Origin of the sequence: Conyzicola sp., from assembly GCF_046714715.1 — a bacterium.
GTDB lineage: Bacteria > Actinomycetota > Actinomycetes > Actinomycetales > Microbacteriaceae > Conyzicola.
On the sequence record NZ_JBKKAD010000162.1, the window covers coordinates 1 to 22,222 of the forward strand.

Annotated in this window: 23 protein-coding genes; 18 read left to right on the top strand and 5 right to left on the bottom strand. The window is 68.9% G+C overall.

All coding sequences use genetic code 11. The annotated features are described in order from the left end of the window. The 6 genes from ACLQ6X_RS12035 to hemW form a co-directional block, all read left to right on the top strand. Positions 1-1,059: pyridoxal phosphate-dependent aminotransferase (locus ACLQ6X_RS12035; RefSeq protein WP_411700390.1), on the top strand; the 1,059-nt coding region annotated here is incomplete at its 5' end. Further along, positions 1,056-1,973, top strand: coding sequence for a TIGR01777 family oxidoreductase (locus ACLQ6X_RS12040; RefSeq protein ID WP_411700391.1), 918 nt, complete (start codon positions 1,056-1,058; stop codon positions 1,971-1,973). The genes ACLQ6X_RS12035 and ACLQ6X_RS12040, both read left to right, overlap by 4 nt. Before the next feature lie 52 nt (positions 1,974-2,025). Next, a complete protein-coding gene (locus ACLQ6X_RS12045; protein WP_411700392.1) occupies positions 2,026-2,337 on the top strand; it encodes a DUF4190 domain-containing protein in 312 nt (103 codons plus the stop codon). Positions 2,338-2,397: 60 nt separating this feature from the next. Continuing rightward, on the top strand, positions 2,398-4,251 hold the full coding sequence (gene lepA, locus ACLQ6X_RS12050) for a translation elongation factor 4 (protein ID WP_411700393.1): 1,854 nt from the start codon (positions 2,398-2,400) through the stop codon (positions 4,249-4,251). Beyond that, the gene (locus ACLQ6X_RS12055; RefSeq protein WP_411700394.1) at positions 4,252-4,908 is read left to right on the top strand and encodes a DUF1990 family protein; all 657 of its coding nucleotides are present in this window, start codon (positions 4,252-4,254) and stop codon (positions 4,906-4,908) included. Between the two features lie 38 nt (positions 4,909-4,946). After that, positions 4,947-6,173 (top strand): radical SAM family heme chaperone HemW, encoded by a 1,227-nt coding sequence (gene hemW / locus ACLQ6X_RS12060; RefSeq protein ID WP_411700395.1) that lies wholly within the window; start codon positions 4,947-4,949, stop codon positions 6,171-6,173. Between the two features lie 17 nt (positions 6,174-6,190). On the opposite strand, the gene ACLQ6X_RS12065 is transcribed toward hemW, so the two are convergent. Then, the gene (locus ACLQ6X_RS12065) at positions 6,191-6,565 is read right to left on the bottom strand and encodes a DUF4870 domain-containing protein (RefSeq protein ID WP_411700396.1); all 375 of its coding nucleotides are present in this window, start codon (positions 6,563-6,565) and stop codon (positions 6,191-6,193) included. A 55-nt stretch (positions 6,566-6,620) separates the two neighbouring features. Next, positions 6,621-7,019 (bottom strand): DUF4870 domain-containing protein, encoded by a 399-nt coding sequence (locus tag ACLQ6X_RS12070; protein ID WP_411700418.1) that lies wholly within the window; start codon positions 7,017-7,019, stop codon positions 6,621-6,623. Positions 7,020-7,209: 190 nt separating this feature from the next. On the opposite strand from ACLQ6X_RS12070, the gene hrcA reads away from it, so the two are divergent. From hrcA to ACLQ6X_RS12130, 12 genes are all read left to right on the top strand, one after another. Then, positions 7,210-8,232, top strand: coding sequence for a heat-inducible transcriptional repressor HrcA (gene hrcA, locus ACLQ6X_RS12075; protein WP_411700397.1), 1,023 nt, complete (start codon positions 7,210-7,212; stop codon positions 8,230-8,232). Positions 8,233-8,270: 38 nt separating this feature from the next. After that, positions 8,271-9,392, top strand: coding sequence for a molecular chaperone DnaJ (dnaJ, locus tag ACLQ6X_RS12080; protein ID WP_411700398.1), 1,122 nt, complete (start codon positions 8,271-8,273; stop codon positions 9,390-9,392). A gap of 22 nt (positions 9,393-9,414) precedes the next feature. After that, the gene (locus ACLQ6X_RS12085; RefSeq protein ID WP_411700399.1) at positions 9,415-10,143 is read left to right on the top strand and encodes a 16S rRNA (uracil(1498)-N(3))-methyltransferase; all 729 of its coding nucleotides are present in this window, start codon (positions 9,415-9,417) and stop codon (positions 10,141-10,143) included. Between the two features lie 23 nt (positions 10,144-10,166). Continuing rightward, positions 10,167-10,535 carry a histidine triad nucleotide-binding protein gene (locus tag ACLQ6X_RS12090; protein WP_411700400.1) on the top strand — a complete coding sequence of 123 codons (369 nt, stop codon included), beginning with the start codon at positions 10,167-10,169 and terminating at the stop codon, positions 10,533-10,535. 61 nt (positions 10,536-10,596) lie between these two features. Further along, entirely contained in the window at positions 10,597-11,565 is a 969-nt protein-coding gene (locus tag ACLQ6X_RS12095) for a PhoH family protein (RefSeq protein WP_411700419.1), read from the top strand. Between the two features lie 2 nt (positions 11,566-11,567). Then, on the top strand, positions 11,568-12,029 hold the full coding sequence (ybeY, locus tag ACLQ6X_RS12100; RefSeq protein WP_411700401.1) for an rRNA maturation RNase YbeY: 462 nt from the start codon (positions 11,568-11,570) through the stop codon (positions 12,027-12,029). Between the two features lie 9 nt (positions 12,030-12,038). Then, positions 12,039-13,334 carry a hemolysin family protein gene (locus ACLQ6X_RS12105; protein ID WP_411700402.1) on the top strand — a complete coding sequence of 432 codons (1,296 nt, stop codon included), beginning with the start codon at positions 12,039-12,041 and terminating at the stop codon, positions 13,332-13,334. 2 nt (positions 13,335-13,336) lie between these two features. After that, positions 13,337-14,245, top strand: a complete 909-nt coding sequence (gene era / locus ACLQ6X_RS12110) for a GTPase Era (RefSeq protein ID WP_411700403.1) — start codon at positions 13,337-13,339, stop codon at positions 14,243-14,245. Between the two features lie 75 nt (positions 14,246-14,320). Continuing rightward, on the top strand, positions 14,321-15,496 hold the full coding sequence (locus ACLQ6X_RS12115) for a sensor histidine kinase (protein ID WP_411700404.1): 1,176 nt from the start codon (positions 14,321-14,323) through the stop codon (positions 15,494-15,496). Next, positions 15,493-16,158, top strand: a complete 666-nt coding sequence (locus ACLQ6X_RS12120) for a response regulator (protein WP_411700405.1) — start codon at positions 15,493-15,495, stop codon at positions 16,156-16,158. The genes ACLQ6X_RS12115 and ACLQ6X_RS12120 overlap by 4 nt, the downstream gene beginning before the upstream one ends. 74 nt (positions 16,159-16,232) lie before the next feature. After that, positions 16,233-16,988, top strand: coding sequence for an ABC transporter ATP-binding protein (locus tag ACLQ6X_RS12125; RefSeq protein ID WP_411700406.1), 756 nt, complete (start codon positions 16,233-16,235; stop codon positions 16,986-16,988). After that, positions 16,985-18,388 (top strand): FtsX-like permease family protein, encoded by a 1,404-nt coding sequence (locus ACLQ6X_RS12130; RefSeq protein WP_411700407.1) that lies wholly within the window; start codon positions 16,985-16,987, stop codon positions 18,386-18,388. Before ACLQ6X_RS12125 ends, ACLQ6X_RS12130 begins: the two co-directional genes overlap by 4 nt. Before the next feature lie 191 nt (positions 18,389-18,579). On the opposite strand, the gene ACLQ6X_RS12135 is transcribed toward ACLQ6X_RS12130, so the two are convergent. From ACLQ6X_RS12135 to ACLQ6X_RS12145, 3 genes are all read right to left on the bottom strand, one after another. Then, a complete protein-coding gene (locus ACLQ6X_RS12135) occupies positions 18,580-20,151 on the bottom strand; it encodes an aldehyde dehydrogenase (NADP(+)) (RefSeq protein ID WP_411700408.1) in 1,572 nt (523 codons plus the stop codon). Positions 20,152-20,204: 53 nt separating this feature from the next. After that, a complete protein-coding gene (gene kdgD, locus ACLQ6X_RS12140; protein WP_411700409.1) occupies positions 20,205-21,134 on the bottom strand; it encodes a 5-dehydro-4-deoxyglucarate dehydratase in 930 nt (309 codons plus the stop codon). Between the two features lie 128 nt (positions 21,135-21,262). Beyond that, positions 21,263-22,204, bottom strand: coding sequence for a LysR family transcriptional regulator (locus ACLQ6X_RS12145; RefSeq protein WP_411700410.1), 942 nt, complete (start codon positions 22,202-22,204; stop codon positions 21,263-21,265). Positions 22,205-22,222 lie beyond the last annotated feature (18 nt).

Here is a 22,222-nt window from a genome sequence, read left to right on the forward strand (position 1 = left end):
CCCGACATGCCTGTCGCGCCGCACATCGCGGCCGCGGCGAAGGCGGCATGGGATGCCGACGAGACCAACTACACGGCGAACGGCGGCATCGCGCCGCTGCGCGAGGCGATCGTCGGCAAGCTCGCCCGCGAGAACGACATCCACGTCGCCACCGAGCGGGTCTGGGTGACGGTCGGCGCGACACAGGCGCTCTACCAGGCCATGACGCTGACGCTGCAGGCCGGCGATGAGGCGCTCATCCCCGACCCCGGCTACACGACCTTCACCATGGGCGTGCGCATGCTCGACGCGCACCCGATCCCGTACTCGCTGCTGCCGGAGCGCGGCTTCCTGCCGAGCATCGACGAGCTCGAGAGCCTCGTCACCGAGCGCACCCGCGTGCTCATCGTCAACTCGCCGTCGAACCCGCTCGGGGCGATCTTCCCCGAGGAGGTGCTTCGCGAGCTGCTCGAGTTCGCACAGCGTCACGACCTGTGGATCATCAGCGACGAGGTCTACGAGTACTTCACCTACGGCGATAAGCACGTGAGCATCGCGAGCCTCGAGTCCGCCGACGGCGGCCAGCCGAGCAGGGTGTTCTCGGCCTTCTCGCTCTCGAAGACCTACGCCATGACCGGCATCCGGGTCGGCTACCTCGTGACCCCGCCCGGCCTCGCCGCCACGATGCGCACCGTGCAGGAAGCGACCATCAGCTGCGTCAGCACTCCCGGCCAGTTCGCCGCCCTCGCCGCCCTCACGGGCGACCACTCGCACGTCGCCGCCGCGAAGGCGCATTACCGCGCGAACCTCGTCGCGGCCACCACCGCGCTCGACGCCCGCGGCATCCGCTACCTGCCCCCGACCGGCGCGTTCTACCTCTGGATCGACGTGAGCCATGTGAGCCGCGGCGACGTGGCCGAGTGGGCCGAGAGCTTCCTGCTCGAGAAGCGGGTGGCGGTGGCGCCCGGCAGCGCGTTCGGCCGCTCGGGCGAGGGCTGGATCCGCGTCTGCCTCGCGACCGACGAGACGCAGCTGCTCGAGGGCCTCGGCCGCATCCCGGCCCCGGGCGGGCTCGCGTGAGCGGCCGCCGCGTCGTCATCGCCGGTGCCAGCGGGTTCATGGGGCGCTACTTCGCCCGCCGCTTCGCCGAAGACGGCGACACCGTGGTCACCGTCGGACGCTCCGGCGCCGATGTGGCGTGGGGCGACACCGCGGCGCTCGAACGGGCCATCGACGGCGCCGACGTGCTGCTCAACCTCGCCGGCAAGAGCGTCAACTGCCGCTACACCGAGAAGAACAAGGCCGCGATCTTCAGCTCGCGGCTGCTGACCACGGGCGAGCTCGGCCGCGCCGTCGAGGCCGTGGCCTCGCCGCCGTCGCTCTGGCTGAACGCGAGCACCGCCACGATCTACCGGCACTCCGACGACCGACCGATGACCGACGACGGGCAGATCCGCTCGGGCTTCTCGGTCAACGTCGCCACGTCGTGGGAGCGCGAGTTCTTCGCCCACACGCGCCCGGGCGTGCGCCAGGCCGCCCTGCGCATGGCGATCGTGCTCGGCGACGGCTCCGCGCTGACCCCGCTGCGGAACCTCGCCCGGTTCGGCCTCGGCGGCACCCAGCACGGCGGCAGGACCCGCGGCGGACGCCAGATGTTCTCCTGGGTGCACATCGACGACGTGTACCGTGCGGTCCGGTTCATCCGAGACGACGCCTCGATCGACGGTCCGATCAACATCTCGTCACCGAACCCCGTGCAGAACCGCGAACTGATGGCGACTTTGCGCCGGGTCGTCGGTGCCCGTTTCGGGCTGCCGCTGAACTGGTGGGCGCTCGAGATCGGCTCGTTCGCCATCCGCAGCGAGACCGAACTGCTGCTGAAGAGCCGCTGGGTTCTGCCGAGCCGCCTGCTCGAGGCGGGCTTCGAGTTCCGCTTCCCGCAGCTCGAGCCGGCGCTGCGCGACATCACCGACGGCGCGACCCTGACCGGTTAACCGGGGGATACCCCGATGGTGAGGCGGATGCCGGGTGCCTAGCCTTGATGACATGACAGACACACCCGCGCTACCCGCCGCGGCGGCCACCGCCGCCACCCCGACTCCGGTCTACGCCGAGTCGAGAAACCTCAGCGTCATCGCCCTCGTGCTCGGCATCGCCTCCGTGCTGCTCGGCTACACCTTCATCGTGCCGATCGCCGCGATCGTGGTCGGAGTGCTCGGCTACCGCCGCGAACCCACCGGCCACACCCTCGCCGTGTGGGGCATCGTGCTCGGCGCCGTCATGGCGTTCGGCTGGGTCGTCGCCGGCTTCTTCGGAGTGCTCTTCACGCTGCCGTTCTTCTTCGTCGGGCTGTTCTAGAGGCCGTTCCCGGAACGCCTGCGCACGCCGCACCCCACTCTCGTGGGACAATTGCAGCAAATGTCTCCCCGCGCACTCACGGCCCTCGAGCCCGCTTCCACCGATCCGGCGTTCATCCGCAACTTCTGCATCATCGCCCACATCGACCATGGCAAGTCGACCCTTGCCGACCGCATGCTCCAGATCACGGGGGTGGTGAGCGACCGCGACATGCGCGCGCAGTACCTCGACCGCATGGACATCGAGCGTGAACGCGGCATCACGATCAAGAGCCAGGCCGTGCGTATGCCGTGGGAGCTCGACGGCCAGACCTACGCGCTGAACATGATCGACACCCCCGGCCACGTCGACTTCACCTACGAGGTGTCGCGCTCGCTCGCCGCCTGCGAGGGCGCGATCCTGCTCGTCGACGCGGCCCAGGGCATCGAGGCGCAGACCCTCGCGAACCTCTACCTCGCTCTCGAGAACGACCTCACGATCATCCCCGTGCTCAACAAGATCGACCTGCCCGCCGCCGATCCCGAGAAGTACATCAAGGAGATCGTCGGGCTCATCGGCTGCAAGCCCGAAGACATCCTGCTGGTCTCGGGCAAGACCGGCGTCGGCGTGCCCGAACTGCTCGACCAGGCCACCCGCCTCATCCCGGCACCGAAGGGCGACGCGAACGCCCCGGCCCGCGCGATGATCTTCGACTCGGTCTACGACGCCTACCGCGGCGTCATCACCTACGTGCGCATGATCGACGGCAAGATCAACCCGCGCGAGAAGATCATGATGATGAGCACCAAGAGCGCGCACGAAGTGCTGGAGATCGGCGTGAGCGCCCCCGAGCCGACCCCGACCAAGGGCCTCGGCGTCGGCGAGGTCGGCTACCTGATCACGGGCGTGAAAGACGTGCGCCTCTCGAAGGTCGGTGACACCGTCACGAGCTTCGCGAAGCCCGCCACCGTCGCCCTCAAGGGCTACGCCGAGCCGATGCCCATGGTGTTCTCCGGTCTGTACCCGATCGACGGCAGCGACTACCCGCTGCTGCGTGAGGCTCTAGACAAGCTCAAGCTCTCCGACGCCGCGCTCGTCTACGAGCCCGAGACCTCGGTGGCGCTCGGCTTCGGCTTCCGCTGCGGCTTCCTCGGCCTGTTGCACCTCGAGATCATCACCGAGCGCCTCGAGCGCGAGTTCGGCATCGACCTCATCGCCACCGCTCCCAGCGTGATCTACGAGGTCACGACCGACGACAAGAAGACCGTCACCGTCACCAACCCGAGCGAGTTCCCCGGCGGCAAGATCGCCTCGGTGCGCGAGCCCGTCGTGAAGGCGTCGATCCTGCTGCCGAAGGACTTCGTCGGCACCGTCATGGAACTCTGCCAGGGCCGCCGCGGCACCATGCAGGGCATGGAGTACGTGGGCGAGGACCGCGTCGAACTGCACTACACGATGCCGCTCGGCGAGATCGTGTTCGACTTCTTCGACCAGCTGAAGAGCAAGACCGCCGGCTACGCGAGCCTCGACTACGAGCCCATCGGCGACCAGGAGGCCGACCTCGTGAAGGTCGACATCCTGCTGCAGGGCGAGGCCGTCGACGCGTTCAGCGCGATCGTGCACCGCGACAAGGCCTACGCCTATGGCGTGCTGATGACCGAGCGCCTCAAGAAGCTCATCCCGCGCCAGCAGTTCGAGGTGCCGATCCAGGCCGCCATCGGAGCCCGCATCATCGCCCGCGAGTCGATCAGCGCCATGCGCAAAGACGTTCTCGCCAAGTGCTACGGCGGTGACATCACCCGCAAGCGCAAGCTCCTCGAGAAGCAGAAAGAGGGCAAGAAGCGCATGAAGATGGTCGGTCGTGTCGAGGTCCCGCAGGAGGCGTTCGTCGCCGCGCTCACGGGCGACACGGAAGCGAAAAAGAAAGAGAAGTAGGTGGTCGCCACCGAGCTCTGGAGCCGTCCCGTCAGTTATGGCGCGGTCGGTGCCACCCAGGCGCCCGATCTCCTGCAGTATCCGCCGGCCGGGTACCGCCCGCTCGAGAAGCGGATGCGCATCGGCCACGGGGACGCCCGGTTCGCCTGGGCGTCGGCCGGAGTCTTCAGCTGGGCCATCCAACGCAACAGCGGTTTCCGCGTCGAGACGAGCCACACGCCCGGGTACGTGAGCGAGCTCACCTACACGCCCGTGAGCTTCGACGCGTCGGGCGAACCGGTGAAGCCCTCGCACATCTCGCTCGAGGGCGAAAAGGTGTTCGGCGCCGACGGGACCCCCTATATCGCCCCGGGCGACACGGTTCTCCTGGGCATCCGGTTCTGGCCCGTCTGGGTCAAGGCCCCCGCCCGTGTCGTCTACGTGGTCGACGAGCCGCAGCGTCGCGGCTTCGCCTACGGAACCCTGCCCGGGCATCCGGAAGACGGCGAAGAGGCGTTCATCGTCGAGCAGAACGACGACGGCTCGGTCTGGATCGTGATCCGCGCCTTCTCGCGGCCCGCCACCTGGTACTGGTGGATAGTCGCCCCGGTGCTGCGGGTAACCCAGTGGTTCTACACCCGCCGCTACCTGCGCGCGCTGGCCGGCCCGCTCGACTAGTCGCGGCGCGGCCAGGCGCCGGGTGAGAGAATCAGACAATGCCCAGCGCCCTTCCCCTCGCCGATCCGGCGCCCGCCGACGGTCTCCTTCCCCTCTCGGTGACGGATGACGCGGCCACCCGTAACCTCGGCATCTACGTGCACGTTCCGTTCTGCCGCGTGCGCTGCGGGTACTGCGACTTCAACACCTATACCTCCGAGGAACTGCGCGGCGCCAAGCGCAGCGACTATGCGGGACAGGCGATCGAGGAGGTCGCGCTCGCGAGCCACGTGCTCGAGGCGAGCGGTCTGCCCGAGCGCGCGGCCACGACCGTGTTCTTCGGCGGCGGCACCCCGACTCTGCTGCCCGTGACCGACCTCGCCGAGATGCTCGCCGCGATCGTCGTGGCGTGGGGGCTCGCGCCGGGCGCCGAGGTGACGACCGAGGCGAACCCCGACTCGGTCGACCGCGACTACCTCTTCGCGCTCAAGGCCGCCGGGTTCACCCGCGTGTCGTTCGGCATGCAGTCGGCCGTGCCGCACGTGCTCGCGACCCTCGAACGCACCCACGACCCGGCGCGCATCCCGCTCGTCGTCGCGTGGGCGCGCGAGGCGGGGCTGCGGGTCAGCCTCGACCTCATCTACGGCACGCCGGGGGAGTCGCTCGCCGACTGGAGCGCCTCGATCGACGCCGTGCTCGCCGAGAACCCCGACCACGTGTCGGCGTACGCGCTGATCATCGAAGACGGCACCAAGCTCGCGCGGCAGATCCGCCGGGGCGAGGTCGCCGAGCCGAGCGACGACGTGCAGGCCGACATGTACGAGCTGCTCGATGCGAAGCTCGCCGCCGCCGGCTACGAGTGGTACGAGGTGAGCAACTGGGCGCGCACCGCCGGCGACCGGTCACGGCACAACCTGGCCTACTGGCAGGGGCACGACTGGTGGGGCATCGGGCCCGGCGCGCACAGCCACGTGGGCGGCGTGCGCTGGTGGAACGTGAAGCACCCCGCCGCCTACGCCGACCGCATCCTCGCCGGTCTCTCGCCCGCCGCCGGCCGGGAGACGCTCGACGCCGAGACGCGCCGGGTCGAGCGCGTGCTGCTGCTCACCCGCATCCGGGAGGGCCTGCGCATCGACGAGCTCGAGCCGGCCGGCCGTGTCGCGGTGGCGGGGCTGATAGCCGACGAGCTGGTTAACGCGACAGCCGCCCTGCGCGGATCGGTGGAACTGACCCTGCGCGGGCGGCTGCTGGCTGACGCCGTAGTGCGACGCCTACTCGAGGCGTGAGCTGGTTGCCCGACTGACTACTTGATGAACTGGATCGTGAGCGGGTACTTGTACTGCTCGCCCTTGTTGGCGGCGATCGCGGCGATGATGCTGAAGATGATGATGACGATGTAGGCGGCGAGAAGCACGAGGAAGCCGATGAGCACGAGCGTCAGCAGGTACCCGACAACGATCGCGATCAGCATGGTCAACTGGAAGTTGAGTGCGGTGAGCGAGTGGGCCCGGATGAAGGCGCCGCGGTCTTTGAGCACGAGGTAGCCGATGAGCGGCGGAATGAAGCTGAAGAAGATGCCGCCGATGTGGATGAGCGTGGCCCACAGTCGTTCGTCGCTGGGGCTGAGCGGCTGAGCCGGTGCCTGGTAGGGATTGGTGGGAGGGGTCGCGTCTGTCATGCGCTCATTAAAGCAGTATGGGAGGTCGCTGTGCGCAAGACTTTCGGCGATGTCGCTATCGGATCAGGCGTATGGAGAGCGGATACCGGAACGAACCGTCGGCATTCACCCGCAGGCCGGCCCTGATCGAGAGCACCGCGTTGGCGATGTAGAGGGCCGTGGGCAGTACGGCGAGCACGGGCAGCATCACCGCGACGGGCGTGAGCAGCAGCACCGCCGCGATCGCGGCCTCGACACCCATAACGACGGCGTAGACGGCCGTGAACGTGATCTGCCAGTTGAGCGCTTCCTTCGATTCCTGTCGGGCGCGCGACTGTCGGCCGCGCGTCAGCAGGTAGACCACGAGCGACGGGACGAACCAGAGAACGCCGCCGAAATGCGCGACCGTCGCCCACATCTTGTCGTCGGTCGCAGAGAAGGCCCGGCCACGGGGGTGGGAGGAGGCGTCGGACATCACTGTGGTGGGAGCCTTTCGGATGCCGCTAGGCGCGACCCCCGTTCGGGGGTGGACGCTGGCACTAGCACAACGTAGCGTGCGGGAACCGCGCGCGCAAACCTCCTGAAGCGGCACACGAGTTACAATTGGCAGTCAGGTTGATCGAGTGCCAGCGGGCGCGCAGCGAACGGTGAAGGGCGGTGGTGGGATGGTTTCCGATCGCAGCCTCGAAGTCCTCCGCGTCATCGTGCAGGACTACGTCGCCTCCCGCGAGCCCGTCGGCTCGAAGTCCATCGTCGAGCGGCACGCGTTCGGCGTATCGGCGGCGACGATCCGCAACGACATGGCGCTGCTCGAAGAAGAAGAGCTCATCGTCGCCCCGCACACCTCGTCGGGGCGTGTTCCCACCGACAAGGGCTACCGCGTCTTCGTCGACCAGCTGGCCGACCTCCGCCCCCTCAGCGGTGCCCAGCGCCAGGCGATCGAGACCTTCCTCGGCCAGTCGATCGACCTCGACGACGTTCTCGCCCGCACCGTGCGCCTGCTGTCGCAATTGACCCACCAGGTCGCGCTCGTTCAGTACCCGACCCTCACCCGGTCGCGCGTGCGCCACATCGAGCTCGTGCCTCTCGCGCCGCGCCGGCTCATGACCGTCTTCATCACGGACACCGGCCGGGTCGAGCAGAAACTCGTCGACGTGTCATCCGATATCGACGACGTCTTCCTCGGCGAACTGCGCACCGGACTCAACGCCACCCTGAGCGGACTGCTTCTTTCGGATGCCGCGGAGAAGCTCACGACCATCGGCGAGCACTTCGCTCCCGAACGCCGCGAGGTCGTAGCCCAGGTGGCGCGCACGCTTATCGGCCAGACGCTCGAGAACCGCCAAGACCGGCTGCTTATGGCCGGTGCGGCGAACCTCGTGCGCACCGAAGACGACTTCGACGGCAGCATCTTCCCGGTGCTCGAGGCAATCGAAGAGCAGGTGACCCTGCTCAAGCTCTTCGGCGAGGTCGACGGCGACCACCACGGCGTGGCCGTGACGATCGGCCGCGAGAACGCCGAGTTCGGCCTCGGCCAGACCTCGGTGCTCTCGAGCGGCTACACGTCGTCGGGCGGCGGCATTGCCCGGCTCGGCGTGCTCGGCCCGACCCGCATGGACTACTCCAACAACATGGCGGCGGTGCGAGCAGTCGCCCGCTACCTGACCAGACTGCTCGGCGACGAATAACCGCCGGGAACGAACACCGTGAGGATTGACAACTAACTGTGGCTGACCACTACGAAGTACTCGGCGTCGACAAGAGCGCCTCGCCCGAAGAAATCAAGAAGGCCTACCGGAAGCTCGCGCGCGAGTTCCACCCCGACGTGAACCCCGAGCCGAGCGCGTCCGACCGGTTCAAGTCGGTGACGCACGCCTACGACGTGCTCAGCGACCCGCGCCAACGCCAGGAGTACGACCAGGGCGGCAGCGCCGGATTCGGCGGCGGCGCGCAGGGCTTCGGCGGCTTCAGCGACATCTTCGACACCTTCTTCGGCGGGGGAGCACCCGGCGGCGGCGGAAGCGGCGCGGCACCGCGCTCACGCAAGGAGCGCGGCGGCGACGCGCTGCTGCGCGTCGAGGTCGACCTCGACGAGGTCATCTTCGGCACCAAGCGCGACCTCGAGGTGAACACGGCGATCCTCTGCGACACCTGCGAGGGCACCTGCTGCGCCCCCGGCACCCGCGCCGTCGTCTGCGACATCTGCCACGGTTCCGGCCAGATCCAGCGCGCCGTGCGCAGCCTGCTCGGCAACATCATGACCTCCAGCCCCTGCGGCACCTGCCGCGGCTACGGCACCGTCATCCCCAGCCCGTGCCCCACCTGCGCCGGCCAGGGCCGCGTTCGCGCGACCCGCAAGATGACCGTCGACATCCCCGCCGGAGTCGACACCGGCCTGCGCCTGCAGCTGCCGAACCAGGGCGAGGTCGGCCCCGCCGGCGGCGCCAACGGCGACCTCTACCTCGAGATCAAGGTGAAGCACCACGAGGTCTACAGCCGCAACGGCGACGACCTCATGGCGACGCTCGAGGTGAGCATGGTCGACGCCGTGCTGGGTTCGCGCGTGCGCGTCGACGCCCTCGACGGCGAACTCGACCTCGAGCTGAAGCCCGGAACGCAGAGCGCCGACATCATCACGGTGAAAGACCGGGGCGTCTCGAAGCTGCGCGGCGGCGGCCGCGGCGACCTGAAGATCGGCGTGCAGGTGGTGACGCCCACCAAGCTGAGCGGCAAGGAGCAGGAGCTGATGCGCCAGTTCGCCGGCAGCCACAAGTCGAAGGCCCCGCACCTCGCCGAGTTCCAGCAGGGCCTGTTCGCGAAGCTGCGCGACCGCTTCCTGCACGTCTGAGCCGGCTGAGACGACCCGATAGATGGCCCATTTCTACCTGAACGAGCTGGTGTCGACCGCCACGGTCGGCGCCCGCGTCTCGGTCGACGGCCCCGAGGCGCGGCACGCCGTCACCGTGAGCCGCCTCGCGGTCGGCGAGACGGTGTCGATCGGCAACGGCCGCGGCCTCGTGGTCTCCGGCCCGGTTGTCACGGCCGAGCACACCGAACTTGCGATCGAGGTCGCTGTGGTCACCGAGGCGCCGCGCGTGCAGCCCGCGATCTTCCTCGCCCAGGCGCTCGCCAAGGGCGACCGCGACGAGCTCGCCGTGCAGGCCGCGACCGAACTCGGCATCGACGGCGTCATCCCGTGGACCGCGGGCCGGTCGATCTCCCGCTGGGAGGGCGCGAAGGTCGCCAAGGGCCACGACCGCTGGACCGCGATCGTTCGTGAGGCGACCAAGCAGTCGATCCGCCCGTGGCTGCCCGACGTGCTCGACCTGGTGTCGACGAACCAGTTGTCGAAATTGGCGGCAGAGGTGCGGATGCTCGTGCTCGAACCCACCGCGCAGGTGGCGTTGAGCGCCCTCGAGCCCGACGACCGGGACATCGTGCTCGTGGTGGGGCCGGAGGGCGGCATCGCCCCGAACGAACTGGCGGCGCTCACCGCTGCCGGCGCCACGCTCGTGCGCCTCGGCGACACCGTGCTGCGCACCTCCACCGCCGGTCCGGCGGCGATCGCTGTGCTGAACGCGAAACTCGGGCGTTGGTGAGCCCCAGCGTTTAAGCTGGACGTATGTCGAACACCGAACCCTCCGTCTTTACGAGAATCATCGCGCGCGAGATCCCCGCCGAGATCGTGTTCGAAAGCGACTCGGTCATCGCGATCCGCGACATCGCGCCGAAGGCCCCCGTGCACCTGCTCGTGGTGCCGAAGTCGCAGCAGTACCGCAACGTCGCCGAGCTCGCCGCGGGAGACCCCGCGCTTCTCGCCGATGTCGTCGCCGTGGCGCAGTCGCTCGCCGACGAGCACACCGGCGGAGAATTCCGTCTCGTATTCAATACCGGCGAGAGCGCCGGCCAAACCGTTTTCCACGTGCACGCCCACGTCATGGGCACCAACGCGCCTGGTCTGAAACTCACGGAAGGCACCCTTGTCGAGTAGCGACAACAGCACGTACGAACCCACGTTCAACCGGGTCGACCTCGAGGTCGACGGCGTCGCCATGGTGCGGCTCCTCGGTCCGCAGGACCGCCTGCTCCACACGATCGAGCGCCAGTTCCCGCTCGTGAACGTGCTCGTGCGCGGCAACCGCATCACCCTGTCCGTCGACCCCGAGGTCGAGGGCGGACCCGATCAACTACAACCGGCGCTGCTGCTGGTCGAGGAGCTCATCCAGATGATCCGCAACGGCGTCGACCTCTCCGATACCGAGGTCACCCAGTCGGCCAAGATCGTGCGCGAGAAGTCGGGCAGCCCCGCCGACCTGCTCAGCCAGGCTATCCTCACGAGCCGCGGCAAGACCGTGCGCCCGAAGACGCTGGGCCAGAAGGCCTACGTCGACGCGATCGACGAGAACACCATCGTCTTCGGCATCGGACCGGCGGGAACGGGCAAGACCTACCTCGCCATGGCGAAGGCAGTGCAGGCGCTGCAGCGCAAAGAGGTCGAACGGATCATCCTGACCCGGCCCGCCGTCGAAGCGGGGGAGCGTCTCGGCTTCCTCCCCGGGAGCCTGAACGACAAGATCGACCCCTACCTGCGCCCGCTCTACGACGCGCTGAACGAGATGATGGACCCCGAGATCGTGCCTAAGCTGCTCGCGGCCGGCACGATCGAGGTGGCGCCGCTCGCCTACATGCGCGGCCGCACGCTCAATAACGCGTTCATCGTGCTCGACGAGGCCCAGAACACGACGCCCGAGCAGATGAAGATGTTCCTCACCCGCCTCGGGTTCGGGTCGAAGATGGTCGTCACCGGCGACATCACCCAGGTCGACCTCCCCACCGGAGCGAGCGGACTGCAGCTGGTCACCCACGTGCTCGACGACATGGACGACATCGTCTTCGCGCCGCTCACGAGCGCCGACGTCGTGCGCCACAATCTCGTCGGACAGATCGTCGACGCCTATACCAAGTTCGACGCCGAGCGCCAGCGCGCCGACTACGAACGCCAGAACCCCCGGAAGCGCTGAACATGTCTATCGAAGTCAACAACGAGTCGGCCATCCCCGTCGACGAACCAGCGCTGCAGCGCCTCATCACGTACGCGCTCGACGAACTGCACGTGCACCAGGACGCGGAGCTGTCGATCATCCTCGTCGACGAAGCCGCGATGGAGCAGCTGCATGTGCAGTGGATGGACGAGCCGGGCCCCACCGACGTGCTCAGCTTTCCGATGGACGAACTGCGCCCCGGCACCGAAGACGCCATCACCCCCGCCGGACTCCTCGGCGACATCGTGCTGTGCCCCCAGGTCGCGATCGAGCAGGCGGAGACCGCCGGCCACTCGCCGATCGACGAGATGCTCATGCTCACGACGCACGGCCTGCTTCACCTGCTCGGCTTCGACCACGCCGAGCCGGAAGACGAGAAGGAGATGTTCGGGCTGCAGCGCGACATCCTCGTCGGCTTCACCCTCGCCGAGCGACGAAGGTAGTCGCCCGTGATGATCGCGATCTTCGTCAGCGTCGCCGTGCTGCTCGTGCTCTTCGGCGGTGTACTCGCTGCCGCGGACGCGGCGCTCGGGGTGCTGAGCCGCACCGACCTCGTCGACCTGGCGTCGTCGAGCCGGTCGCGCAAGGCGATGCTGGCGATCTCCGCAGACATCGGCACCCACGCCAACGCGCTCAACTTCATGCGCGTCGTGTCGGAGACGACGGCGGCGGTGCTCGTCTCGCTGTCGTTCGCCTACGCGATCGAACAGTGGTGGCTCGCGCTGCTCTGGTCGGCGCTCATCATGACCGCGGCGTCGTTCGTGCTCGTCGGCTCGAGCCCGCGCAGTGTGGGCCGCGCGCACCCGCGCGGCATCATGCGCTTCGCCGCGACGCTCATCCGTGGCATCCGGCTCTTTCTCGGTCCTATCGCGAACGCGCTCGTCGCCGTCGGCAACCGGGTCACACCCGGACGGCCCAAGTCGGTCACCTTCTCCAGCGAGGAACAGCTGCTGAGCATGGTCGACGAGGCCACCGAACTCGACGTGCTCGAGGAGGTCGACCGTGAGCTGATCCACTCGATCTTCGAGTTCAGCGACACGGTGGCGCGCGAGGTCATGATCCCGCGCACCGACATGATCACGGTCGAGGGCGACGAGGCCATCGGCACGGCCATGGCGATCTTCCTCAGCCGCGGGGTGTCCCGCATGCCGGTGATCGGCGAGAACGTCGACGACGTTCTCGGCATCCTGCACCTGCGCGACGTCGCGCGCCTGAACTACGAGCAGCCGGTCGGGGCCGAGACGCTCACCGTCGTCGAACTCGCCCGACCCGTGCTCTTCGCGCCCGAATCGCAGAAGGCCGACAGCCTGCTGCGTCGTATGCAGCTCGAGTCGAACCACCTCGCGATGGTCGTCGACGAGTACGGCGGAATCGCGGGCCTCGTCACGCTCGAAGACCTCATCGAAGAGCTCGTCGGCGACATCTCCGACGAATACGACCACGACGTTCCCGACGTCGACGACCTCGGCGGCGGCGTCTACCGGGTGAGCGCCCGGCTGCCCATCGACGAGCTCGGCGACCTGTTCTCGATGGAGCTCGACGACGACGACGTCGACTCGGTCGGCGGTCTGCTCACCAAGACACTCGGTAGGCTTCCCATAGCGGGTTCGACCGCGACCGTCTCGGGGCTCACCCTCACCGCCGACCGCACGGAGGGCCGCCGCCGCCGCGTCTCCACCGTGGTCGTGGAGCGCGACCACTCCGCCGTTCTCGAGGGCGCAACCGACAGTTCAACAGAAAGCGACTAATCGTGGACAGCACCTCTTCCCCCGACTTCCGAGCCGGATTCGTCTCCTTCGTCGGGCGTCCCAACGTGGGCAAGTCCACGCTCACCAACGCGCTCGTCGGCGAGAAGGTCGCCATCACGAGCTCCAAACCGCAGACCACCCGCCGCGCCATCCGCGGTATCGTGCACCAGAAGAACGGCCAGCTCGTCGTGGTGGACACCCCCGGCATGCACCGCCCGCGCACTCTGCTGGGCGAGCGCCTGAACAGCATCGTGCAGACCACGCTCGGCGACGTCGATGTCGTGGGCCTCTGCCTCCCGGCCAACGAGAAGATCGGCCCCGGCGACCGCTTCATCAGCGAGCAGCTCGATTCGTTCCCGCGCGCGAAGAAGGTGGCGATCGTCACCAAGATCGACGCGGCCTCGCGTCCCGCGGTCGCCGAGCAGCTGCTCGCCATCTCGGAACTGCGGGAGGACTGGGAGGCGATCATCCCGATCTCGGCGACCAGCCGCATCCAGCTCGACACGCTCATGGGCCAGCTCATCAAGCTCATGCCGCTGTCGCCGCCGCTCTACCCCCTCGACGCCGTGACCGACGAGGGACTCGAGTCGCGCGTCTCCGAGCTCATCCGCGAGGCCACACTCGAGGGCGTGATGGACGAACTGCCGCACTCGATCGCCGTGACCGTCGACGACATGATCGAGCGCGACGACAAAGACCTGGTCGAGATCTACGCCAACGTGTTCGTCGAACGCGACAGCCAGAAGGGCATCATCATCGGCCATCAGGGCGAGCGCCTGCAGGAGGTCGGCGCCCGGGCCCGCCACGAGATCGAGAAGCTCGTGGGCAAGCAGGTGTACCTCTCGCTGCGCGTGAAGGTCGCGAAAGACTGGCAGCGCGACGCCAAGCAGCTCGGCCGGCTGGGGTTCTAAGACCCGTGTCACTCGCTGGGATGATTTTGGCGGCTTTGGCCTGCTGACCCGGTCGCCAGCGCCTAGCGTGTAATCATGTTCCGCAGGTTGCAGAGGTTCCAGTACGCCGTCGACGGCGCGCTGGCCCTGCTGTACCTGTTCTTCGCCTACGTCACCTACGGGATCTTCGCCTACCAGTGGCCCGACATCGTGTTCCTGATGCTCGGGATCTACGCGGTCGCCATCGCGCTGCGCCGGGTGAGCCCGGGCCTCGCCCTCGGAGTGGCCTGGGTCGCCTCCGTGCTGCAGATGTCGTTCGGCCTCTACCCGGGCATCTTCAACGTGGCCACGCTGCTCGTGCTCTACACGACGGCCGCCTACGGCGGGCGCTTCGTGCGCTACCTGGGCCTCGCCTCGGTGGGTCTCGGCTCGGCCGTGGCCGCCGCCTGGCTCGCGCTGCAGGGTGCGGGCATCGGGGTCTCGACGACACTGCTCGGCGCGCTGCAGCTGCCGCAGGTGATTCTGCAGTTCGCCCTGCTGTTCGGCATGCTCGTCGTGGTGCTCGGCTCGGCGTGGCTCATCGGCCTGCTCATGCGCGCCATGATGCGCAACCGGGAGAGCAAGCTCGCCCGCGAGGCGGCCGAGCAAGACGTCATCGTCGAGCAGGAGCGCAACCGCATCGCCCGCGACATGCACGACGTCGTCGCCCACTCGCTGGCCGTCGTCATCGCCCAGGCCGACGGTGCCAGATACGCCAGGGCGCACGACCCCGAGGCCGTGGACGAGGCCCTCATCGCCATCTCCACGACGGCGCGCGACGCGCTCGGCGACGTGCGGCTGCTGCTCGGCCAGTTGCGCCACAGCCAGGGCGACGGCCCCCAGCCGGTACTCGCCGACCTCGACCGGCTGCTCGACCAGCTGCGCGCATCCGGCCTCACGATCGACTTCGAACAGCGGGGCGCACCGCGCGCGCTCGGTACCGCCCACGAGCTCTCGATCTACCGCATCATCCAGGAGGCGATCACCAACGCGCTGCGCCACGGCGACCGTGCCGCGCCCGTCGCGCTGCGCTTCGAATGGCTCGACGACCGCGTCGACCTCACCATCACGAACGGGATCGACGTGCCGACAACCACCGAAGAACTGCACATCGGGCACGGCCTGGCCGGCATGACCGAACGCGCCGCCCTGGTGGGCGGCAGCCTGCGCGCGCAGCCCGACGGCAGGCGTTTCGTCGTGACCGCCACCCTGCCGACGGCGGCCGCGACGTGAGCGAGCGGATCCGGGTCGGGCTGGTCGACGACCAGGCGCTGTTCAGAACCGGCATCAGGATGCTCGTCTCCTCGCAGCCCGACCTCGAATTCGTCGGGCAGGCGGGCAACGGCGTCGAGGGCATCGCGATGGCGGCGACCGCCCTGCCCGACGTCATTCTCATGGACATCCGCATGCCCGTGATGGACGGTATCGAATCGACGAGCGAGATCCTCGCCGCTGCCGCCCGGCGCGGCGGACCGCAGCCGCGCATCATCGTGCTCACCACCTTCGACCTCGACGAGGCGGCGATGCGCGCGATCCGCGGGGGAGCGAGCGGATTCCTGCTCAAAGACGCCGACCCCGAGTTCCTGCTCGCCGCCATCCGCACGGTGCACGCCGGCACCTCGGTGATCGCGGCGTCCGCCACCCGCGAGCTGTTCGAAAACTTCGACACCCACGTCGCGACGGTCGTGCCCGAGTCGTTCGAGAAGCTCACCTCGCGGGAGAAAGACATCTTCGTGCTCGCGGCGCGGGGGCTCAGCAACTCCGAGATCGCGACGGCGGAGTTTCTCAGCGAGGCCACGGTGAAGACGCACATCTCCCGGGTGCTCGGCAAGCTGGGCCTACGCGACCGCGTGCAGCTGGTCGTGTTCGCGTACGAGAACGGGCTGACAGACTGATCTCAGTCTTGCGATGTACCCGCGCAAGCCCTGCGCCGGATTCGGATCATCCGCAGGTTTTCTAGCGTTGAAGCATGGACACTTCAACAGACAGCCTCGTCGCCCGGGTCGAGGGCCTCGGCAAATCGTACGGGTCGACCGAGAACCGCGTCGCCGCGCTGCGCGACGTCACCCTCGGCATCCGTCGCGGTGAATTCACCGCCATCATGGGCCCGAGCGGCTCCGGAAAATCGACGCTCATGCACATCATGGCCGGCCTCGATTCGGTCTCGGCCGGCCGCGTCTGGCTGGGCGAAACGGAGATCACGAGCCTCGCGGATGACGCGCTCACCATTCTGAGGAGGCGTCGCGTCGGGTTCGTGTTCCAGTCGTTCAACCTCGTGCCGACGCTCGACATCGAGGGCAACATCCTGCTTCCCTTCGAACTCGACGGACGCCGGCCGAGCGACGTCGAACGCCAATGGATCGACCAGCTCGTCTCATCGCTCGGCCTCGCCGCCCGCCTGCGCCACCGCCCGCACGAGCTCTCCGGCGGACAGCAGCAGCGCGTCGCCATCGCCCGCGCGCTCGCCACCCGACCCGACCTGGTCTTCGCGGACGAGCCCACGGGCAACCTCGACTCGCGCACCAGCCGCGAGGTGCTGACGCTGCTGGCGACCGCGAGCCGCGAGTACGGCCAGAGCATCGCGATGGTCACGCACGACCCGATCGCCGCGAGCTACGCCGACCGCATCGTGTTCCTCGCCGACGGCGCCGTGGTGCGCGACCTCGGCAAGTCGACCCCCGAGGAGATCTCCGGCCTCATGCTGGGAATGGAGCGCGCGGCATGAACCGGCTCAGCCTGCGCGAACACGGCCCGAGCGTTCTGGTCGCGGCGTTGAGCGCCGCCTTCGGGGTCTCGGTGCTGCAGTTCGTCGGCGTCATCAGCCAGATCGTCGCCGCCGACAGCGTCACGGGGGAGAGCGACACCGTCGCCCTCTTCCTCGGCATCGTCGCTCTCGTGTTCATCGTCATCTCCGTGTACGTCGGTGCGATCGTCACGTCGAACACGTTCGCCACGATCATCGCGGGGCGCACGCGCACCATCGCCCTCCTGCGGCTGATCGGCTCGAGCGCCAGGACCCAGCGGCGAGCCGTCGCCCGCGAGGGCCTCGCGGTCGGGGTGGCCGGCTCCGTTCTCGGCACCCTGGCCGGCACCGCCATCACGATCGCCACGGTCGCCGTCGGCACCGGCTCGGGCTCTATGCCCGACGGCGTCGCCTACTCGTACCTGTCGCCCGTGCTGATACTGCCGGTGGTCGCCGTCGTCCTCACCACATGGATCGCATCCTGGGTCGGCTCCCGGCGCGTGCTGGTGGTCTCGCCGATGCAGGCCACCGGTGCGGCGCACGAGCAGAGTGTCGCCGAGACATCCGCATCGAAGGCGCGCACCGCCACGGCGACCGTGCTCTTCGTGACCGGCACCGTCATCCTCGGCCTCGCCGTCGTTATGGGGCTCGTCACGCCGCTCGCGGTGCTCGTAGGCATCGTCGGCGGACTGCTCTCGTTCACCGGTCTGGTCGTCGGCGCCCACCTGGTGATGCCTTTCGCGCTGCGGCTGGTCGGCAGGCTGCTCGGCTCGAGCGCCCCTGCCCGGCTCGCCGCGGAGAACGCGGTGCGGTATCCCGAGCGGTCGTCGCGCACCACCATCGGGCTGGTCATCGGGGTGACGCTCGTCACCATGTTCGTGGTCGCGATGCAGGGCTACCAGAACATCATCACGGCGGCGCAGGAGCAGGATCCGGAGTACTACCAGGGCATCGACGAGGCCTTCGTCACCACCATCGTCGTCTTCTCGATCCTCACCGGGTTCAGCGCCGTCATCGCCGCGGTCGGCATGGTGAACAACCTGTCGCTCAGCGTGTTGCAGCGCACGCGCGAACTCGGGCTGTTGCGGGCGCTCGGCTTCACCGGCCGCCAGGTGCGAGGCATGATCACGGCGGAGAGCGCCCAGCTGACAGCGGCCTCGTTGCTGGTCGGCCTGGTGCTCGGGTTCTTCTACGGCTGGGCGGGCGCGCAGTCGATGTTCGGCAGCGTCAACGGCAGTCCGGGGTTCGTCGTGCCGGGCATGCCGCTGCCGTTCCTCGCGGGCGTGATCGTGCTCGCGGGTGTGCTCACCGTGGTGGCGTCGGTCGGCCCGTCGCGCCGGGCGACCCGGGTCACCCCGGTGGCGGCCCTGGCGCTCGACTGAGCGCGGCCGCCCTCGGCCCTCACCGCCCGAGCCCCGTGCCACTATTTCGGAAATTCAGGAGCCGCGGCATCCGCCTGTTTTCTGTCTCGCGGAATGCCGGGGTCGCGCGTCGACCGCCCGACCGCGATTCCTGAATTTCCGAAACAGCGGGCACGGCGCACGGGGCACGGCACCAGTGCGCGGCCAGCCGCCTAGCGCGACAGGCCCTCGATGCGCCCGTCGATGCTGCGCACCTGGTCCCACGGGTTGGCGTCGGCGACGGGGGCGGGCAGCAGCTCGTCGGGCAGGTTCTGGTAGGCGACCGGTCGCAGGAAGCGCTCGATGGCCAGCGTGCCGACCGAGGTGGTGCGCCCGTCGGAGGTCGACGGGAACGGGCCGCCGTGCACCATCGCGTGGTTGACCTCGACGCCGGTCGGCCAGCCGTTGTAGAGGATGCGGCCGACCCTGCGTTCCAGCACGGGCAGTAGCCGGCTCACCTCGGCGTTCTCGGTGCTGTCGGCGAGGATCGTCGCCGTGAGTTGCCCCTCCATGGCCTCCGCGATCGAGAGCAGGTCGTCGATCGCCGTGTAGCGCACCACCAGCGACGACGCCCCGAAGACCTCGTCCTGCAGCGCGTCTTCCGCGCGCAGGCGGTCGGAGTCGGTCGCGAACACGACGGGCGCGGGGGCGTTCGGCCCGGCCCCGGGGGCGCCGCTGCCGAGTCGCTCGACACCGGAGACCGCGTCGAGCCGGGCGGTGCCCGATTCGAAAGCCTCGCGGATGCCACGGGTCAGCATGGTCTGGCCCGTCGCCTCCGCGACGAGGCGGCCGACCGTTCGCGCGAACGCGTCTCCGTCGGCCGGCACGAACACGAGACCCGGATTGGTGCAGAACTGTCCCGAGCCGAGGGTCAGGGAACCGACGAAGCCGGCGGCCACCTCCTCGGTGAGCGCGGACGGGAAGACGAAGACCGGATTGATGCTGCTCATCTCGGCGTACACCGGGATGGGCTCACGACGGGTGCGGGCGATGTCGACGAGCGCCAGCCCGCCCGAGCGCGACCCGGTGAAGCCGACCGCCTTGATGGCGGGGTGGGCGACGAGGGCGGCGCCGATGCTGGTGCCGGCGCCGATGAGCGACGAGTACACGCCCTCGGGCAGACCGTGTTCGGCGACGGCGTCGGCGACGGCACCCGCGACGAGCATCGCCGTGCCCGGATGGGCGTTGTGCACCTTCACCACGACGGGGCACCCGGCCGCCAGCGCGGAGGCGGTGTCGCCGCCGGCGTTGGAGAACGCCAGCGGGAAGTTGCTCGACCCGAATACCGCCACGGGCCCGACGCCGATCAGCCGCTGCCGGATGTCGATGCGGGGGACGGGCGCGCGGTCGGGCTGCGCGGGGTCGATGCGCACGCCGGTGGACGTGCCGCCGCGCAGCAACTCCGCGAACAGCCGCAGCTGGCTCGTCGTCCTCGTGCGCTCGCCCTCGAGCCGGGCGACCGCGAGGCCGGACTCGAGCCGTGCCCGGTCGATCAGCCCGTCGCCGAGGGCCTCGATGTTGCGCGCGATCGACTCGAGGAAGTCGGCCCGCTCGGCAGGGGAGGTCGCCCGGTAGACGTCGAACGCGTCACGCGCGAGCAGCGCCGCCCGGTCGACGTCGCTTTCGTCGCCCTGGCCGAACTCGGGCTCGACCGGTTCCCCGGTCGCGGGATCTGCGGCGCGGAACGAGCCCGCCGTGCCGCGCACCCGCGCGGCCCCTATCAGCATGTCTCCCGTGAGCGTCACGATGGTCCTTTCGTCAGAGCCGAAGCTTGTGGTCACATCAATGCAGGCCGACGCTACCGCGCCAGCTGCAGCGAGTTCGCGGCGGTCAGCGCGCGCAGCTCGTCGAGTTCCGCCGGGGTGAGGTCGATCAGCGGCGGCCGCACCGGGCCGCCGCGCCTGCCGACCGCGTCGAGTCCCGCCTTGATGATCGACACCGCGTAGCCCTTCCGCCGGTCGCGGATATCGAGGTACGGCAGCACGAATTCCCGCAGCTTCGCGTAGACCGCGTCGTGCCTCTTCGCGCGCACGTCGGCGTAGAACTCGAGCGCGAACTCGGGAGCGAAGTTGAACAGCGCCGACGAGTAGGTCGTGACGCCGAGTTCCAGGTAGGGCAGCGCGAACGTCTCGGCCGTCGGCAGACCGCCGATGTAGACGAACCGCTCGCCGAAGCGCGCGTAGATGCGGGTCATCAGCTCGATGTCGCCGAGACCGTCTTTGAACCCGACGAGGTTCGGGCACGAGTCGGCGAGCCGCGCCAACGTGTCCACGGTGATGCGCGCGTTCGCCCGGTTGTAGAAGATGACGCCCAAGGAGGTCGATCGGCATACTGCTTCGACGTGGGCGGCGATGCCGTCCTGCGACGCTTCCGTGAGGTAGTGCGGAAACAGCAGGATGCCGGCGGCTCCGGCACGTTCGGCGTCGCGCGCCTGTTCGATCGCCGTGCGCGTACCGAGCCCGGCGGGGGCGATCACCGGAACGCGTCCGTCGATCTCCGACACGGCGGCCGTGAGAACCCTCGACACCTCCGCGGTGGTGAGGGAGAAGAACTCCCCGGTTCCGCCGGCGGCGAAGAGCCCGGCCACGGAGTACTGGCTCAGCCAGGAGAGGTGCTCCCGGTAGCTCGGCTCGTCGAACTCGAGGTCGTCGGTGAAGTGCGTTACGGGAAACGAGAGCAACCCCGATCCGACCGTGTCGGCGAGCTGCTGCGGCGAGAATGCGACCACGTCGTCCTACCTCCGATTGTCCACGGCGACGTGGGCGGCGCCAGCTCCAGCTGGTTCGAGGTCAACTCTAGGAACCGTTCAGATGCCTGTCCAAGAGCGATCGGGCATCGAATGATGCCGCGAAAGCATCACGCGGTGAGGGGCTGCAGCGTGCCGAAACTCTCGAGCGCCCGCAGCATGGCCGCGTTCGAGCTGTCGCGCCGCCAGACCGCGCGCAGTTCGACGACCGGCCGCTCCCACTCCACGAGGGGGCGCAACACCACCCCGTCGATGCGGAAGGTGCCCGCCGACTCCGGCACGATCGCGGCACCGCGGCCCGCGCCGACCAGCGACATCATGCTGTGCACCTGGGTGAGCCGCTGGACCGACCGCGGCCGCACGTTGACCAACACGCTGGCGACGAGGTCGGCGAAGTACGACGCGCCGGACGCCGCGTACATGAGCATGTCGACGCCCTCGAACTCGCGCACCGAGACGGGCGCCGTCGTTCCGCCGAGCGGGTCGTCGGCGGGTACCGCCGCGACGAGGGTCTCGCGGGCGATGAGCCGCGAGTCGAATTGCGGATGACGCGGCGCCAGCCGCACGAGGCCGAGGTCGAGATCGCCCGCCAGCAGCGCGGCGAACTGCGCCTCGCTCACCAGCTCGTTCAGCACGAGGTCCACCCCGGGCAGAAACGCGTCGGCCTCCGCGAGCACGTGGGGCAGCACCCCGACGGCCGTCATCGCCGTGAACCCGATCGAGAGCCGACCCGCGGCTCCCTCGGCGATGCGCCGGGCCGACTCGGGCGCGCTGTCGGCGATCGCGAGCAGTCGTCGGGCCTCGACGAGGAACGCCAGCCCGGCGGGGGTGAGCGACACCGAACGGTTGTTGCGGTCGAGCAGCGAGACGCCGATGCTGCGCTCGAGCTTCTGGATCTGCCGGCTGAGGGGCGGCTGGGTCATCTGCAGACGGTCCGCGGCCCGGCCGAAATGCAGTTCCTCGGCGACGGCGACGAATCCGCGCACCTGCTCCAGCGAATACATGATGCCGTGCAGGGTATCACCCGCGCGGAATTCATTCCGGCGGATCATCCGAACCCGTCTCTCCCT

Bases quoted from the DNA above. Each gene is read 5' to 3' on its own strand.
- ACLQ6X_RS12115 (WP_411700404.1), top strand. From the start codon at position 14,321: ATGTTCCGCAGGTTGCAGAGGTTCCAGTACGCCGTCGACGGCGCGCTG.
- ACLQ6X_RS12045 (WP_411700392.1), top strand. From the start codon at position 2,026: ATGACAGACACACCCGCGCTACCCGCCGCGGCGGCCACCGCCGCCACC.
- ACLQ6X_RS12095 (WP_411700419.1), top strand. From the start codon at position 10,597: ATGGTGCGGCTCCTCGGTCCGCAGGACCGCCTGCTCCACACGATCGAG.
- ACLQ6X_RS12065 (WP_411700396.1), bottom strand. From the start codon at position 6,565: ATGACAGACGCGACCCCTCCCACCAATCCCTACCAGGCACCGGCTCAG.
- hrcA (WP_411700397.1), top strand. From the start codon at position 7,210: ATGGTTTCCGATCGCAGCCTCGAAGTCCTCCGCGTCATCGTGCAGGAC.
- ACLQ6X_RS12145 (WP_411700410.1), bottom strand. From the start codon at position 22,204: ATGATCCGCCGGAATGAATTCCGCGCGGGTGATACCCTGCACGGCATC.
- ACLQ6X_RS12130 (WP_411700407.1), top strand. From the start codon at position 16,985: ATGAACCGGCTCAGCCTGCGCGAACACGGCCCGAGCGTTCTGGTCGCG.
- lepA (WP_411700393.1), top strand. From the start codon at position 2,398: ATGTCTCCCCGCGCACTCACGGCCCTCGAGCCCGCTTCCACCGATCCG.
- ACLQ6X_RS12070 (WP_411700418.1), bottom strand. From the start codon at position 7,019: ATGTCCGACGCCTCCTCCCACCCCCGTGGCCGGGCCTTCTCTGCGACC.
- ybeY (WP_411700401.1), top strand. From the start codon at position 11,568: ATGTCTATCGAAGTCAACAACGAGTCGGCCATCCCCGTCGACGAACCA.
- ACLQ6X_RS12085 (WP_411700399.1), top strand. From the start codon at position 9,415: ATGGCCCATTTCTACCTGAACGAGCTGGTGTCGACCGCCACGGTCGGC.
- ACLQ6X_RS12105 (WP_411700402.1), top strand. From the start codon at position 12,039: ATGATCGCGATCTTCGTCAGCGTCGCCGTGCTGCTCGTGCTCTTCGGC.
- ACLQ6X_RS12090 (WP_411700400.1), top strand. From the start codon at position 10,167: ATGTCGAACACCGAACCCTCCGTCTTTACGAGAATCATCGCGCGCGAG.
- ACLQ6X_RS12125 (WP_411700406.1), top strand. From the start codon at position 16,233: ATGGACACTTCAACAGACAGCCTCGTCGCCCGGGTCGAGGGCCTCGGC.
- hemW (WP_411700395.1), top strand. From the start codon at position 4,947: ATGCCCAGCGCCCTTCCCCTCGCCGATCCGGCGCCCGCCGACGGTCTC.